Below are 15,886 nucleotides of genomic sequence, written 5' to 3'. Positions count from 1 at the left end.
CGGCGGGGTCGCTTAATGTGTGCCTCGTGCGCACGGCTCGGATCACCTCGGCCCTCCTCATGGGACTGGCCGTGCTGGCGTATTCGGGGTGGCTCCTGGAGTTCTTCGTCCCGACGGGCGTCTCGCCGGTGCACGACCCGGTCGAGGCGCTGCTGAACGGGCCTCCGGTGTTCCGCGTGCTGCTGGCCGTCTCCGGGGTCGCGTTCCTGCTCGCCGGGCCGCCGCTGCACCGGCTCGGCCCGGTCCAGTGGACGGCGCGGTTCAGCTCGATCTCGGTGAGCGCGTTCGGCTTGGTCGCGCTGCTGCAGGCCGCCTACCCCGAGCAGAGCGCCGCGTTCTCGTCACTGGCGACCGTCGTGCTCGTGGTCGGAGTGATCAGCCTGATCCTGTGGTGGCCGCCGGGCTGGCGCGCGCTCGCCGTCGCCGGGCTCGTGGTCGTGCTCGGCACCTGGGCCGCCCTCGTGCTCGCGCGGCAGCTGGACACCGCCGAGGGGGTGGTCAGCCGGCTCGAGCAGGTGGTGCGGGCCGTCCTCTACGGCGTCGGCGGGGCGTACGCGTTCGTGAAGCCCGCGCCGCGGCACACCCCCCGCGGCGGCCTCTGATCGCGCCGTTCGCGCCCGGATCGTCGGTGCCGGGTGGCACGATCCATCCAACGAACGCGAAGGAGTGGATCGACATGGCGGGAAACGTGCGTCCGGTGGCCGACGAGCGGGACGGGCTGCTGAGCTTCCTGGAGCAGCAGCGGTACGTGCTGAAGCTGGCGGCATACGGATTGACCGACGATCAGGCGAGAGCGGCGTCCACGAAGAGCTCGCTCTCGGTGGGCGGGCTGATCAAGCACGTCGCGGCGACCGAGTACAGCTGGATGGACACGGTGCTCCAGGTGCCGCAGAAGCCGTTCGCGGAGAGCATCGCGGAGTACCAGGACGCGCACCGCCTGCTCCCGGACGAGACCCTGGCGGGCGTGCTGGCCCGCTACGACGAGGTCGCGGCGCGGACGGCCGAGGTCATCGGCGGGATCGAGGACCTGGGGCAGGCGGTCCCGGTGCCGAAGGGCGTGCCGTGGTTCCCGCGGGACGTCGACGCCTGGTCGGTCCGCTGGGTCCTGCTGCACCTGATCCAGGAGACGGCCCGCCACGCGGGTCACGCGGACATCGTCCGCGAGCACGTCGACGGCGGCACGGCGATGCCCCTGATGGCGGCGGCCGAAGGCTGGCCGGAGTCCCCGTTCATCAAGCCGTGGCAGGCGGCGACCACGCCGGCCTAGCCGGTCAGAACAGGGTCGGCTCGTCGGCCAGCGCGCCTTCGATCACCAGCATCCGGCGCTTGGTCGCGACCCCGCCGTGCGCCGAGAAGCCGCCGTCCTTGCCGCCCGCGGCGAGGACGCGGTGGCACGGCACGATGATCGGGAACGGGTTGTGCCCCATCGCCTGCCCGACGGCCTGCGCCGACCCGGGCAGGCCGAGGCGGTGCGCGATCTCGCCGTAGGTGAGGGTCTTGCCCGGCGGGATCGCGCGCGCGACCTCGTAGGCGCGGCGGTGGAACTCCGGCACGCCGGCGAGGTCGAGGGGAACCGCGGCGAGGTCCTCGCGTGCGCCGGCCAGCAGCGCCACGATGCCGTCGACGGCCGTCCGCACCGAAGGCGGCGGAGGGCCTTCGACGGCGTCCGGGAAGCGCTTCGCAAGCCGGGCGCGCAGGTCGGTACCGGGCAGCGACGTCCCGACGACGAGGTCGTCGCGCCACGCCAGCCCGCACGGCCCGATCGCCGTGGCGAACACCGTGAACCCCGTTGTCATGCGATCAGCCTACGACCGAAGAGGGGTCCCCCGGAGGCGCCGGACCGCTAGGTTCGGTTTGGGGCAATTGCCGAGTTCGAGGAGGCAGTCGGTGCGACGCGCGATCCTGGTGGCAGCGGTCCTGCTCGGCCTGTCCGCGGCGGCCGACCCGCTCGTCATGCCGCACGTCGTCGTCGCCCACAACGCGTGGTGGGCCGCGCTGACCGTGCAGAAGGCCGGTGGCACGGTCGTCGCCGCGTACCCGCAGATCGGCGTGGTCGTCGCGTACACGGCGAAGGACGACTTCGCCGCGAAGGTCCGGAAAACGCCGGGCATCGACGCCGTCGGCGCGACGCGCACCGCGAAGATCCCGAAGGAGTTCTTCGCGCCCCGCAAGGACGTCCGCTACACCGGGCCGAACTCGCCGAACACCGGCCTGGTCCCGCCCGAGGGCACCGCGTGGGACGTCCCGGCGCTGCACCTGCCCGAAGCGCACGAGGTCACCGACGGCAGCCGCCGCACCGTCGTCGGCGTGCTCGACGTCGGCGTCGACGACACCCACCCCGACCTCGCCGGCGCTTTCGACCGCGGGGATTCCGTGTCGTGCCTGTCCGGCTGGGCGGACCGCAGTCCCGGCGCCTGGCGGCCGACGCTCGACGGCCACGGCACGCACGTCGCCGGCACGATCGCCGCGGCGCGCAACGGATCCGGCGTCGTCGGGGTCGCCCCCGGCGTCCGCATCGCCGCGGTGAAGCTCGCCGAACTCGACGACACCGAGACGGCCGAGAGCATGGTCTGCGGGTTCGTCTGGGCCGCCGAACACGGCTTCGCCGTCACCAACAACAGCTACCGCTCGATCCCGTGGCGCTACAACTGCGACGACCAGCCCGACCAGGCCGCGGCGAAGCTGGCCGTCGGCCGCGCGGTCGCCTACGCCCAGCGCCGGAACGTCCTCGTGGTCGCCTCGGCGGGCAACGCCGGCATCGACCTCGACACGCGCTCGGTCGACCGCGAAAGCCCGGCCGACAGCACGCCGGTGGAACGCGCGATCGACCCGACGTGCACCCGGCTGCCGCACGAGCTGCCCGGCGTCGTCGGCACCGGCGCGCTGGACGAGAAGCTGGTCAAGGCGAGCTTCTCGAACTATTCGGCGTCCCGGATCAGCGTCGCGGCACCCGGCGCGCGCGTCTGGTCGACGTGGCCGAACGGCGAATACCGCTCCGCGAGCGGGACGTCGATGGCCGCGCCGCACGCGAGCGGCGTCGCCGCCCTGATCGCGAGCGAACACCCGTGGTGGAGCGCCGAGCGGGTCAAGCGTGCCCTCTACGCGTCCGCGACGCCGCTGCCGTGCCCGGACGCCGTGTGCCGGGCGACCCCGGCAGGCACGACGTACTACGGCCACGGGGTGGTCGATGCGGCGAGCGCGGTCGGCGCGGGATGATGACGGCGTGCTCGATCACCTCGTCTACGCCGGTCCCGATCTGGCCGACGCCGTCGCCCGCGTCGCCGAGCTGACCGGGGTCACCCCGGCGCCCGGCGGCAGCCACGTCGGCCTCGGCACCGCCAACCACCTCGCCGACCTCGGGGCGGGGATGTACCTGGAGGTGATCGGCCCGGACCCGGCGCAGCCGGACCCGGACGTGCCCCGGCCGTTCGGCATCGACGACCTGGCCGAGCCCGCGCTGGTCGCCTGGGCGGTCCGCACGACCGACCTCGACGCGACGATCGCCGAGGCCCGCGCGCACGGCTTCGACCCGGGCGACGCGCTGGAGATGTCCCGCGCGACGGCCGAGGGCGAGACGCTGCACTGGCGCCTGACCCCGCCGAGCGCCCCGGGCACGCTCCGCCCGTTCCTCATCGACTGGGGCACGACCCCGCACCCGACGACGCGCGGCCTGCCGTCGCTCCCGCTGCTGATGGTGACGGCGACGCACCCGGACCCGTCCTGGGTCCACACGGCGACCGACGCGCTCGGCCTGGAGTTCCTGGTGCGCCGCACGGAAAAGGCGACCTTGACCGCGGCGCTGCGCACCCCGGAGGGCCGCCAGGTCGCGTTGAGCTAGGCCTTGCCCTCGCGCCACAGGCTGGTCATCGGCAGCCGCCGGTCGCGGCCGAACGCCTTGAACGTGATCTTCGTGCCCGGCGGGTACTGGCGCCGCTTGTACTCGGCCTTGTCGACCATCCGCACCACGCGGTCGATGGTCTCCGGGTCGAAGCCCGCGGAAACCAGGTCGGCGTACCCGCGGTCGCCCTCGACGTAGTCGTCGAGGATGTCGTCGAGCAGCGCGTAGTCCGGCAGCGAGTCGGTGTCCACCTGACCCGGCCGCAGCTCGGCCGACGGCGGCTTCGAGATCGAGTTCTCCGGGATCGGCGGGGTCTCGCCGTTCTTGGCCGCTTCGGCGTTGCGCCACCGCGCGAGCTGCCAGACGTGCGTCTTGAAGACGTCCTTGATCGGGGCGAACGCGCCGACCGCGTCGCCGTAGATCGTCGAGTACCCGACCGCCAGCTCGGTCTTGTTGCCCGTGGCCAGCACCAGGTGACCATCCAGATTGGACAGTGCCATCAGCAGCATGCCGCGGGTCCGCGCCTGGATGTTCTCCTCGGCCAGGCCGGTCAGGGAAAGCTGCTCGACGTACACGCGGACCATGTCCTCGACCGGTTCGACGCGGTAGTGCGCCCCGATCCGCCGCGCGAGGTCCTCGGCGTCGTCCTTCGAGTGGCCCGACGAGTACTTCGACGGCATCGAGACGCCGTAGACGTTGTCGCCGCCCAGCGCGTCCGCCGCCAGCGCCGCGCAGACCGCCGAGTCGATGCCGCCGGAGAACCCGAACGTCACCGACGAGAAGCCGTTCTTGTGCACGTAGTCGCGCAGCCCGATGACCAGCGCGTGCCACACCTCGGCCTCGTCCGACAGCGGTTCGCTGATCACCGGCTCGGCGGTGGGCTCATAGGCGGGCAGCGGTTCTTCGCTCAGGACGCGCCGTCGGACCTCCAGGCCCTCGTACGCACCGTCGCCCGCGTACCCGGTCTTCGGCAGGTCCATGTCGAGCACGGACAGGTGCTCGACGAACTGCGGTGCGCGCGCCAGCAGCGTCCCGTCCGCGCCGACGACGAGCGAGTCGCCGTCGAAGACGAGGTCGTCCTGCCCGCCGACCTGGTTGGTGTAGACCAGCGGCGCCCCGGCCTCGGCGGCGCGGCGCGCGATGAGCGGCAGCCGCTGCTCGTCCTTGGACCGCTCGTAGGGCGACGCGTTCGGCGCGACGACCAGGTCGACACCGGCGCGGCCCAGCGCCGAGATCGGCCCGCCGTCCTGCCAGATGTCCTCGCAGACGACCATGCCGATGTCGAGGCCGTGGAACCGGACGACGTCGAGCGTGGTGCCCGGCTTGAACCAGCGGTGCTCGTCGAAGACGCCGTAGTTCGGCAGGTGGTGCTTGAACTGCCGCGCGACGACCTCGCCGCGGTAGAGCGCGGCGGCGGCGTCGCGCGGGCCGACTTCGTCGAGGTCGAGGTAGCCGACGTAGGTCAGCACCTCACCGCACCCGGCGTCGTCGAGGCGGCGCGCCAGCGACTCGAGGCCCTCCCGGGACGCGGCGGCGAACGTCTTGCGCAGCGAAAGGTCCTCGACGGGGTAGCCGGTCAGCGACATCTCGGGGAAGACGACCACGTGGGCGCCGGCCTCGGCGGCCCGGCGGGTCCAGGAGACGTGCAGGTCGGCGTTGCCGTCGAGGTCGCCGACGGTGGGGTTGACCTGGGCGAGCGCAATGCGCAGTTGCGGCATGCCGCCATTCTGTCCCACCGTCACCCGGGAGGCCGAGCGAATGTGGGCGAAACGCCACGCTAGGTGGACGCGACCGCGTCCCGGTGCTTGAGCTTCGCCATCCGCCCGTCGCGGTGGTGCCAGACGACGCCCTCGAACTCCGGGTGCGCGAGCAGCCACGCCATCAGCCCGTCGAAGTCGCGCGGGACGCCGGCGAACTCCTGCGCGGTCGCGTGCGGGACCAGCCGGTGCGCGCCGAGCTTCTCCGGATCGCCGTTGACCTTCGGCCCGCACAGCTCGTAGGTGCCGGGCGCCGCACCGAAGAGCCCGTCGAGCGCCTCGTCGAAGAACGCGGCGAACGGCGACTGCCCGACCGGCTCCCAGCCGACCGTCTTGCCCGTCTCCGGGTCGGTCTGCACGGCTTCGAACCCGTCCGGCGCGTCCTTGCCCGCCTTCACCTCGCGCCGCGCCCACCAGGTGCCGGACTCGTCGAGCCGGACGCAGGTGCCGTCGTACTTGCGGGTGGCCACGCCTTGGCCGTCGAGCACCCACTGGCACTCGGGGTGCACTTCGCGGGTGACGCGCCGGAGGTCTTCGGGGTCGCGACGGAACAGAGTCGGGATCTTGCGCATGCCCCGATTCTTCCGGCCCGGGCAACCGAGAAAACCCCCGCCCGGGCTAACCGGACGGGGGTTTTCGCGGAAAAAAGGCTACTTCCGCTTGATCATGCTCCGGACCTTCTTGATGGTCTGCTCGAAGTCGGAGTCGAACGGGTTGTCGTGCACCAGGTAGGTCCACGTCGTGTTGGCCCGCCGGACGCCCGCCTCGCCGAGGTCGATGCCCTCGTCGGTCAGCTCGGCCTCTTCGAGGGTCTTCGCCGCCCGCGCGTCGGCCTCGCCGATGATCTTGTGGAACTCCGGGATCGCCGCGCGGTGGAACTCGTCCAGCGGCGTCTCGCGGGCCAGCGCGCGCAGGTGGATGCTCTCGCGGACGTCGGTCAGGTACGCCAGGTGGTCCGACCACAGCTGGTCGACGTGGAACAGCAGCACCTCGCGGCACATCTGCTCCAGCTTCTCCTGGCCTTCTTCGCCGTCGCCGAGCTTCTCCTTCAGCTCGGCGAACTTCTCCGGGTGCGCCTTCTCCAGCTGCTCCGCCGCGTACGCGGTGCGAAGCACCTTGTCGCGGTGCACCAGCAGGTCGCGCCGCTGCCGCTCGATCAGCCGCGTGTAGCGCCAGGTGTTGCGGTGGATCTCCAGGTCGACGCCCTCGGCGACGCGCTGGGCGTGGTTGAGCTGCCGCAGCGCCGCGTTGTCGGTGATCTCGCCGGTCTCCTCGTCGTCGACGATGCCCTCGGGCACGTCCGGCGCGTTCGACAGCACGAGCTCGTCGTTCAGGCTCGCGAAGAAGATCGCGCTGCCCGGGTCGCCCTGGCGGCCGGAGCGGCCGCGCAGCTGGCCGTCGAGGCGGCTGGACGGGTACCGCGCAGTGCCGATGACGTGCAGCCCGCCCAGCTCGACGACCTCGTCGCGGGACGCGCCGTCGGTGCCGCCCAGCCGGATGTCGGTACCGCGGCCGGCCATCTGCGTGGACACGGTGACCGCGCCCTTCTTGCCGGCCTCGGCGATGATCGCGGCCTCTTCGGCGTCGTTGCGCGCGTTGAGCACGACGCACTCGAGGTCGACCTTCGCGAGCTTCTCGGCCAGCTCTTCGGACTCGGCGACGTCCTGGGTGCCGACGAGGATCGGCCGTCCGGTCTCGTGGACCGTGCGGATCTCCTCCTCGATCGCCCGCAGCTTCTGCGACGGCGACGCGAAGACGCGGTCTTCCTGGTCTTCGCGGATGTTCGGGGTGTTCGGCGGGATGACCGCGACCTCGAGCTCGTAGAACTCGCGCAGCTGCTCGGCGACGGCGACCGCGGTACCGGTCATGCCGGCGACCTCGGGGTAGCGCGCCAGCAGCGCCTGCACGGTGATCGAGTCCAGGATCTCGCCGCGGTCGGTCGCGGTGACCTGCTCCTTCGCCTCGACGGCCGCCTGCAGGCCGTCCGGCCAGCGCTGCAGCTCGGCGACGCGCCCGCGGGCGGCGTTGATGAGCTGGACCTTGCCGTCACGCACGAGGTAGTCGACGTCGCGGGTGAGCAGCGCGTGCGCGTGCAGGGCGACGTTCACCGCGGGGAGCCGGTCGGACGCCGTCTCGCCGTAGAGGTCGTCGACCTCCAGGCCGAGCGACTTCGCGACGACGGACGCGCCGGCGTCGGTCAGCCAGGCGTTGCGGCCCTCGCTGTCGGTTTCGTAGTGCAGGTTGAGGCGCAGCCGCCGGACGACCTTGGCGACCTCTTCGTCGGCGTCGGTGTGGTCGATCGAGCCGGCCATCACCAGCGGGACGCGGGCCTCGTCGACCAGCACGGAGTCCGCCTCGTCGACGATCGCGACCTCGGGGGCCGGCTGGACGAGGTCGTCGACGTTCGTGACCAGCCGGTCGCGCAGCACGTCGAAGCCGATCTCGGCGACGGCGCCGTACGTGACGTCCTTGGCGTAGGCCTCACGACGCTCTTCGCGTGAGTGCGCGGGCTCGACCCAGCCGACCGACACGCCGAGCAGGGCGTAGACCGGGCCCATCCATTCGGCGTCGCGTCGGGCCAGGTAGTCGTTGACCGTGACGACGTGGACGCGCTTCCCGCGGATCGCGTACCCGGCCGCGGCGAGCGCGCCGGCGAGCGTCTTGCCCTCACCGGTCTCCATCTGCACGACGTGCTTGGTCAGCAGGCCCATCGTGCCCAGCACCTGGACGTCGAACGCGCGCTCGCCCAGCGCCCGGCGGGCGGCCTCGCGGCCCAGCGCGCACACCTCGACCAGCTGGTCGTCGCCGAAGGCGGTGTCCTTCAGCTTCTCGCGCAGCTCGCCCGCCCGCTCGGTCAGCTCCGCGTCGGAGAGCTTCTCGAGCTCGGGTTCGAGCTTCTCGACCGCGGGCAGCAGTGCTTCGTAGCGGGTCAGCTCGACGCTGCCCGGCCGCTGGATGATCCGGCGGAGCTTCTTGCCCACCCGGCTGATCAGTGCTGCCACCCCTGGTCTCCCGTTCTCTCTTCGCTCGACCGGCCTGCCCCACCCAACGTGGCGGTGGTGCGTTCGAGTTCCGCGGCCGGATGGGACGATCCAACCGTGTTCCCTCATCCCAGCGCCAGGTCCGGACGTCGCCGGATCACCGCAATTGCGACATCCGTGCTGATCGCGGCCTCGCTGGCCGCCTGCACGTCCACCGGCAAGCCGGCACCGGTCGCGCCGACGACCGAGTCGCACCCGCCGTCCGGGCCGGTCCCCGCCGGACTGGAGCGGTTCTACGGCCAGAGCCTGAGCTGGGGCGACTGCGCACCTTACGCGACGTCGGAGGACAGCAGGTCGGCGTTCCAGGCGAAGGACGTCCAGTGCGCCCGGCTGACCGTGCCCCTGGACTACGCCAAGCCGGCGGGGGACACGATCACGCTGGGCCTGCTCCGCCAGAAGGCGACCGGCGACCGGATCGGCTCGCTGGTGGTCAACCCCGGCGGCCCGGGCGCGTCGGGCATGGTCGCGGCCGCGGGCCTGGCCAAGCCGGCCGCGAGCACCGGCCTGGCCAAGCGCTTCGACCTGGTCGGCTTCGACCCGCGGGGGATCGGGGCGAGCCAGCCCGCCATCCACTGCCTGACCGACCAGGAGCGCGACGCCGACCGCGCCGACGACAGCGAGACCGACGGCTCGCCGGCCGGCGTCCTCAAGCAGGAAGCGCAGGAGAAGGACTTCGCCGCGAAGTGCGCCGAGCGCACCGACGACGGCACCGGGATGTTGGCCAACGTCGGCACCCGGGACGTCGTGAAGGACCTGGACGTCCTCCGCTCGGTCCTCGGCGACGAAAAGTTGACCTATTTGGGCTACTCCTACGGCACCCGGATCGGGTCGGCCTATGCCGAAGCGTTCCCGAAGAACGTCCGCGCGATGATCCTCGACGGCGCGGTCGACCCCGAGCAGGACGCGGTCGAGTCGCTGGTCGCCCAGGGGCAGGGCTTCGGGACGGCGTTCACCCAGTTCGCGAAGTGGTGCACCGCCCAGCAGGACTGCGCGCTCGGCCAGGACGCGAACGGCGCGGTCAAGGCGTTCCAGGACCTCGTCCGGCCGCTGATCGAGTTCCCGGTCCCGGTCGGCGACGGCCGCAAGCTCTCCTACGAGGACGCGACGACCGGCGTTATCCAGGCGCTCTACCAGGAAAGCCTCTGGGACACGCTCAACTCGGGCCTCAACGAGCTGCGCCAGCAGCGCGGCGCGACGCTGGAGAAGCTCGCCGACGTCTACAACGAGCGCGACACCGACGGCAAGTACGGCACCACGCAGGACGCCTTCACGGCGATCCGCTGCGTCGACGACCCGCGTGTCACGGACCCGGCCGTCATCCTCAAGGCGCAGGAGGAGTACGTGCAGGTGGCGCCGTTCCTCGACGACGGCCGCCCGGCGTCGGCGGCCCGTGACGCGTGCGCGTTCTGGCCGGTGCCGAACACCTCCGAACCGCACGTGCCGAACGTCGAAGGCCTGGCGAAGACGCTGGTCATCTCGACGACCAACGACCCGGCGACGCCGTACCAGGCCGGCGTCAACCTCGCGAAGGGCCTGAAGGGCGCGCTGCTGACCTTCGAGGGCACCCAGCACACGGTGTTCCTGCAGGGCGTGAAGTGCGTGGACGAGGCGGGCGCGGACTACCTCGTCGACGGGACGCTGCCGCCGGACGGGACCCGGTGCACCGCGCAGTAGGCGGAACGGCCGCCGAGACCCCCTGCTAGCCGAGGTCCGCCGGCTCGTTCTGCCTGGTCAGCGATAGTTCGATCATCACCGGGCTGAGGTGGTCCCCGGCCGGCGGGATCTGCACCCACAGCCGCGCGAACCGTCGCGGCCCCTCGGCCGACACCCACACCTTGACGATGACGTCGGCGTCGACCTGCGGCAGCACGCCGTGCGCGACGGCCGCGGGCACCCGGCCGCCGACGCGCAGGGCGGCGGCGCCGTCGACGTTCTCCCGGCCCTCGGTCTTCGCGTCGGTGACGCCGTCGAGCAGCCGTTTCAAGCCGGCGGACGGGCCGAGGAAGCGGCCGACCGCGTAGATCTCGGGCAGCGGCGCGTTCCCGGCTTCGGTGCTGACCTGGCCGTCCCGCACGGTGAAGCGGTACTTGGTGTGGCCTTCGCCGTCCTGGACGTCGGCGGTGCCGGTCGCGGCCCCGCCGCCGTCGAGGGTCGCGTCGCCCTCGATCAGCCGGAGCGGGAAGCCGGGCAGCACGCCGTTGACGCCGGCGGCGAAGTGCACGCTCCGGACCTCGGCGAACGACGTCGCCGCGTCGCGGATCAGCTCGGACCCCGCCGGGAACGGCCCGCGGGTGTCCGGTGATCCGGTGCAGCCGGCCGTCAGCAGGAGCACGAGCAGGAGGGCGAAGCGGGACATCCCCCGAGCCTACTGTTGGCCCGATCCTTTCGAGCGCTGTCCTTCCGGCCACTTTCGACGTCTCGCGCGCGCGGCGAGACTGCCTGGGTGACTGTTGAGACCCGTCCCGCCCCGAAGCTGCACCGCGCCTGGCTGATCGCCGGTGCCGCGTTCGTCGCGCTGCTCGCCTCCGCCGGCTTCCGCTCCGCCCCCGGCGTCCTCATCGACCCGCTGCACCAGGAGTTCGGCTGGTCCACGGCCACGATCAGCTCGGCCGTCTCGGTCAACCTCGTCCTCTACGGCCTCTTCGCGCCCTTCGCGGCGGCGCTGATGGAGCGGTTCGGCATCCGCCGCGTCTCGGCGACGGCCTTGTTCGTCATCGCCGTCGGCGCGGCCGGCACGGTCTTCATGAGCGCGAGCTGGCAGCTGATCCTCTGCTGGGGCGTGTTCATCGGCGCGGGCACGGGCTCGATGGCGATGAGCTTCGCGGCGACGGTCGCGACCCGGTGGTTCGTCCGCAGCCGCGGCGTCGTCACCGGCGTCCTGACCGCGGCGGGCGCGACCGGCCAGCTGATCTTCCTGCCGCTGATCGCGAACCTCGCGGTGGGCTCGGGCTGGCGGACGGCGTCGCTGGTGATCGCGATCGCGGCGCTGGCGGTGGTCCCGGTGGTCCTGCTGGTCATCCGCGACCACCCGGCCGACATCGGCACCACGGCGTACGGCGCACCGGCGGAGGCGGCGGTCGCACGCCCGGCGTCGAAGACCGGCTCGGCCCGCCGGGCGCTTTCGGTGCTCGGCCAGGCTGCTCGCACACGCACGTTCTGGCTGCTGGCGATCGGCTTCGCGATCTGCGGCGCGACGACGAACGGCCTGGTCGGAACCCACTTCGTCCCGGCCGCGCACGACCACGGCATGCCCCAGACGACGGCGGCGGGCCTGCTGGCCCTGGTCGGCGTGTTCGACGTGGTCGGCACGATCTTCTCGGGCTGGCTCACCGACCGCGTCGACCCGCGGATCCTGCTGGGCGTCTACTACGCGTTGCGCGGGTTGTCACTGGCGCTGCTGCCGCAGCTGTTCACGGACTCGGTGCAGCCGAGCATGTGGGCGTTCATCTTGTTCTACGGCCTCGACTGGGTGGCAACGGTCCCCCCGACGGTGGCGCTGTGCGTCCGAGCCTTCGGCGACGCGGGCCCGATCGTGTTCGGCTGGGTCTTCGCCAGCCACCAGCTGGGCGCGGCGTTCGCGGCCTCGGCGGCCGGCCTGGTCCGCGACCAGCTCGGGAACTACAACGTGGCCTGGTACTCGGCGGCGGTCCTGGCGGTGCTCGCCTCGGTGGCGTCACTGGCGATCTCACGGGCGAAGAAGCCCGCCCCGGTGCTCGCGACGTGACTTCGCCACCCCCGGCGCGTCTCGCGGTGCGCTGAAGGGCACCTTCCTCCCATGTGACGCGCGGAAGGTGCCCTTCACCGCATCGGGCGCGCTGAAGGGCACCTTCAGCCCACCATCGCCCGCGCGAAGAAGCCCGTCCCGGTGCTCGCGACGTGACTTCGCCACCCCCGGCGCGTCGTGAAACATCCCGTTAACACGCTGTCGTTAGGGTGCGGCCATGGATCGCCAGCAGGAATTCGTGCTCCGCACGCTCGAGGAGCGCGACATCCGTTTCGTCCGTCTCTGGTTCACCGATGTGCTGGGGTTCCTCAAGTCCGTCGCGGTCGCGCCGGCGGAGCTCGAAGGCGCTTTCAACGACGGCATCGGCTTCGACGGCTCGGCCATCGAGGGCTTCGCGCGCGTCTACGAATCGGACATGGTCGCCAAGCCCGACCCCGCCACCTTCCAGGTCCTGCCGTGGGAAACCCCCGACGGCGGCCCCTACTCGGCCCGCATGTTCTGCGACATCGCGATGCCGGACGGCTCGCCGTCGTGGGCCGACCCGCGGCACGTCTTGCGCCGCCAGCTGTCGAAGGCGGCCGAAGCCGGCTTCACCTGCTACGTCCACCCCGAGATCGAGTTCTTCCTGCTCTCGACCATGCCCGACGACGGCAGCGAGCCGGAGCCCGCGGACAACGGCGGCTACTTCGACCAGGCCAGCCACGCCACGGCGACGCACTTCCGCCGCCACGCCATCGAGACCCTCGAGGCGATGGGCATCTCGGTCGAGTTCAGCCACCACGAAGGGGCACCGGGCCAGCAGGAGATCGACCTCCGTTACGCCGATGCGCTGACGATGGCCGACAACGTGATGACGTTCCGCTACGTCGTCAAGGAGGTCGCGCTGACCCAGGGCGTGCGCGCGACGTTCATGCCCAAGCCGTTCACCGACCAGCCCGGTTCGGGCATGCACACGCACGTCAGCCTGTTCGAAGGCGACCGCAACGCCTTCTACGACGCCGAGGACCCGCACGAGCTGTCGGAGACCGGCAAGGCTTTCGTCGCCGGGGTGCTGCACCACGCCAAGGAGATCTCCGCGGTCACGAACCAGTGGGTGAACTCCTACAAACGCCTGATCAGCGGCAGTGAAGCCCCGACGACTGTCTCGTGGGGCCGCGCGAACCGCTCGGCGCTGGTCCGCGTCCCGATGTATTCACCCGGAAAGGCGTCATCCCGACGGGTGGAGATCCGTACCCTGGACTCGGCGTGCAACCCGTACCTGGCGTACTCGGTCATCCTGGCCGCCGGGCTGAAGGGGATCGAGAAGGGCTACGAGCTGCCGCCACCCGCCGAGGACAACATCTGGCAGCTGAGCGACGCCGAGCGGCGCGCCGCCGGGTACGCCCAGCTGCCGCAGAACCTGGGGGAGGCGCTGGCCGAGATGGAGAAGTCCGAACTCCTGCCGGAAGCGCTCGGCGAGCACGTCTACGACTTCTTCCTCCGGAACAAGCGCGTGGAGTGGGACAACTACCGCAGCGCGGTCACCCCGTACGAACTCCGAACGCTCCTCCCGGTGCTCTGATGGGGCGGCGGCCGGTGTTCCTCGCGATCCTGGCCGCCGCACTCGTGCTCGTCCCCGCGGCGCCCGCGGTGGCGTCGCCGCCGAAGTTCGACCTCGACTCCGCCGACATCCCGTCACTCCAGACGCGGATGGCGGCCGGCCGGCTCACCGCGGTGGGCCTGACCGGCGCGTACCTCGACCGGATCCACCGGCTCGACGGCAAGGTCAACGCGGTCCTGGCGCTCAACCCCTCGGCCCTGCGACAGGCTTCCGAAAGCGACGCCCGGCGTCGCGCGCACCGCCTCCGCGGACCGCTCGACGGCATCCCGGTGCTGGTCAAGGACAACGTCGACACGCGCGACCAGTGGACGACCGCCGGCTCGCGCGCCCTGCGGAGCTACCCGGCGAAGGACGCCACGCTGATCACCCGGTTGCGGAACGCCGGAGCGGTCATCCTGGGCAAGGCGAACCTGTCCGAATGGGCGAACTTCCGCGCCGCGAAGCCGACGTCGGGCTGGTCGGGCGTGGGCGGGCAGACGAACAACCCGTACGTGCTGGACCGCAACCCGTGCGGGTCGTCCGCCGGGTCCGCGGCCGGCGTCGCCGCGTCGTTGGCGCAGGTCGCGATCGGTTCGGAGACCGACGGCTCGATCGTCTGCCCCGCGGGCATGACGGCGACGGTCGGCCACAAACCCAGCCTCGGCCTGGTCAGCCGCACCGGCGTGGTGCCGATCTCCGCCGAGCAGGACACCGCCGGGCCGATCGCCCGCAACGTCGTCGACGTCGCGCTCACGCTGTCGGTCCTGCAGGGGCGGGACCCTTCGGACCCGGCCACGCTGAAGTACCCGAGTTCCCAGCCGACGGACTACGCGAAGCTGCTCCGGCCGGGCGTGCTGCGCGGCGCGCGGATCGGGTTGTGGCGCCTCCCGGTGCTCGGCCCGGCCACCGACGCGATCATGACGTCGGCGAAGAACTCCCTGGTCAAGGCTGGTGCGACGGTCGTCGAAGTGACCCCGCCGTACCAGGACCGGCTCCTGGAACTGGAGTTCCCGGCGCTGCTCACGGAGTTTCACCGCGACATCGACGCCTACCTCGCGACCCGCCCGACCGGTCCGCGGAACCTCGCCGACCTGATCGCCTACAACCGCGCGGACCCGCTCGAGCGGACGTGCTTCGCCGGGCAGGAGCTGTTCGAGCAGGCACTGGCCGCGCCGCCGCCGACCGACCCGGGTTACCTGGCCGGCCGCGCCGAGCTGTCGGACCTCGCGCGGCGTTCGCTCGACGAGACCCTGGCGAAGTACCACCTGGAAGCGATCGCGTCGCCGACCAACCCGCCGGCGTGGAAGACCGACTGCGCGGTGGGCGACAACGACGTGATCCCGTCGTCGACCCCGGCCGCGGTCGCGGGCTACCCGGACGTGACCGTGCCGGCCGGGTTTGCCGGACCGCTGCCCGTGGGTATCTCGTTCATGGGCGCCCGGTGGTCGGACGCCCGCATGCTGGCGCTCGCGGCGGACTTCTCGCGGGTGGCTCCGGCCCGCGTCCCGCCGCGTTACCTGGCGACCTTGCCGTCGTAGGGCGTTGGACACGCTCTGACCTGCAGCAATGGCGTTAAGTGACCCCCCTGTTCGGGACCGGTTTCGGGGCATGTAATCTTCTCTTCGTCGCCAGGAACACCGGGTCGCCCCGGGGCCGCAAGCCCCGAAGATCCGGCCGGGCCGAGCGGGTTGACACCGCGGATCGGACCGGGTAATGTTCAGCGTCGGCCCACGAGCGGCCGCCGAATCCCTACGACTAACACCGTAGGCTGAGGCATGCTCGACCAAAAGCTTTGAATATCGCTTGGAACAACTGCCGAGGACAAAGCCGCTGATAAGGCGGTGAGTCCGGAGTGTGTTGCTTGAGAACTCAACAGTGTGCTAGTGAACTAAGCCAGTAGAGCTTATGTATTGAACCTCGTATGAGGTTCCTTTGAGAGCATTAAAT

13 protein-coding genes are annotated in these 15,886 nt (G+C 71.5%); 8 read left to right on the top strand and 5 right to left on the bottom strand.

The genetic code is table 11. The annotated features are described in order from the left end of the window. Positions 1–26: 26 nt before the first annotated feature. Together ACIQWX_RS49275 and ACIQWX_RS49270 are read left to right on the top strand one after the other, a co-directional pair. Positions 27–602 (top strand): hypothetical protein, encoded by a 576-nt coding sequence (locus ACIQWX_RS49275; protein WP_400886918.1) that lies wholly within the window; start codon positions 27–29, stop codon positions 600–602. A 74-nt stretch (positions 603–676) separates the two neighbouring features. After that, the gene (locus ACIQWX_RS49270) at positions 677–1,267 is read left to right on the top strand and encodes a DinB family protein (RefSeq protein WP_400886915.1); all 591 of its coding nucleotides are present in this window, start codon (positions 677–679) and stop codon (positions 1,265–1,267) included. 4 nt (positions 1,268–1,271) lie between these two features. On the opposite strand, the gene ACIQWX_RS49265 is transcribed toward ACIQWX_RS49270, so the two are convergent. Next, entirely contained in the window at positions 1,272–1,796 is a 525-nt protein-coding gene (locus ACIQWX_RS49265) for a methylated-DNA--[protein]-cysteine S-methyltransferase (RefSeq protein ID WP_400886913.1), read from the bottom strand. Positions 1,797–1,887: 91 nt separating this feature from the next. On the opposite strand from ACIQWX_RS49265, the gene ACIQWX_RS49260 reads away from it, so the two are divergent. Continuing rightward, positions 1,888–3,216 (top strand): S8 family peptidase, encoded by a 1,329-nt coding sequence (locus ACIQWX_RS49260; protein WP_400886911.1) that lies wholly within the window; start codon positions 1,888–1,890, stop codon positions 3,214–3,216. A 7-nt stretch (positions 3,217–3,223) separates the two neighbouring features. After that, complete coding sequence (locus tag ACIQWX_RS49255) at positions 3,224–3,838, top strand: VOC family protein (protein ID WP_400886909.1); 615 nt, start codon at positions 3,224–3,226, stop codon at positions 3,836–3,838. On the opposite strand, the gene ACIQWX_RS49250 is transcribed toward ACIQWX_RS49255, so the two are convergent. From ACIQWX_RS49250 to secA2, 3 genes are all read right to left on the bottom strand, one after another. Then, entirely contained in the window at positions 3,835–5,556 is a 1,722-nt protein-coding gene (locus tag ACIQWX_RS49250; RefSeq protein WP_400886906.1) for an NAD+ synthase, read from the bottom strand. The genes ACIQWX_RS49255 and ACIQWX_RS49250 overlap by 4 nt on opposite strands. Positions 5,557–5,615: 59 nt before the next feature. Then, on the bottom strand, positions 5,616–6,167 hold the full coding sequence (locus tag ACIQWX_RS49245) for a DUF5565 family protein (RefSeq protein ID WP_400886903.1): 552 nt from the start codon (positions 6,165–6,167) through the stop codon (positions 5,616–5,618). 78 nt (positions 6,168–6,245) lie between these two features. Then, entirely contained in the window at positions 6,246–8,597 is a 2,352-nt protein-coding gene (gene secA2 / locus ACIQWX_RS49240) for an accessory Sec system translocase SecA2 (RefSeq protein WP_400886900.1), read from the bottom strand. Between the two features lie 156 nt (positions 8,598–8,753). Here secA2 and ACIQWX_RS49235 point away from each other — a divergent pair, with 156 nt between their 5' ends. Next, positions 8,754–10,310, top strand: coding sequence for an alpha/beta hydrolase (locus ACIQWX_RS49235; RefSeq protein WP_400886897.1), 1,557 nt, complete (start codon positions 8,754–8,756; stop codon positions 10,308–10,310). Between the two features lie 25 nt (positions 10,311–10,335). Here ACIQWX_RS49235 and ACIQWX_RS49230 read toward each other — a convergent pair whose 3' ends face one another. Beyond that, on the bottom strand, positions 10,336–10,992 hold the full coding sequence (locus ACIQWX_RS49230; RefSeq protein ID WP_400886894.1) for an LppX_LprAFG lipoprotein: 657 nt from the start codon (positions 10,990–10,992) through the stop codon (positions 10,336–10,338). Between the two features lie 87 nt (positions 10,993–11,079). Here ACIQWX_RS49230 and ACIQWX_RS49225 point away from each other — a divergent pair, with 87 nt between their 5' ends. The 3 genes from ACIQWX_RS49225 (at position 11,080) to ACIQWX_RS49215 (ending at position 15,477) form a co-directional block, all read left to right on the top strand. Continuing rightward, complete coding sequence (locus ACIQWX_RS49225; RefSeq protein WP_400886891.1) at positions 11,080–12,360, top strand: MFS transporter; 1,281 nt, start codon at positions 11,080–11,082, stop codon at positions 12,358–12,360. Between the two features lie 217 nt (positions 12,361–12,577). Beyond that, entirely contained in the window at positions 12,578–13,921 is a 1,344-nt protein-coding gene (gene glnA, locus ACIQWX_RS49220; protein ID WP_086676528.1) for a type I glutamate--ammonia ligase, read from the top strand. Continuing rightward, positions 13,921–15,477, top strand: a complete 1,557-nt coding sequence (locus ACIQWX_RS49215; protein WP_400886888.1) for an amidase — start codon at positions 13,921–13,923, stop codon at positions 15,475–15,477. The genes glnA and ACIQWX_RS49215 overlap by 1 nt, the downstream gene beginning before the upstream one ends. The last annotated feature ends 409 nt before the right edge of the window (positions 15,478–15,886 follow it).

Source organism: Amycolatopsis sp. NPDC098790, assembly GCF_044759945.1.
Lineage (GTDB): Bacteria > Actinomycetota > Actinomycetes > Mycobacteriales > Pseudonocardiaceae > Amycolatopsis.
Note: the sequence above shows the minus strand (reverse complement) of the source record. Positions and strands in the feature narration are given on the sequence as shown.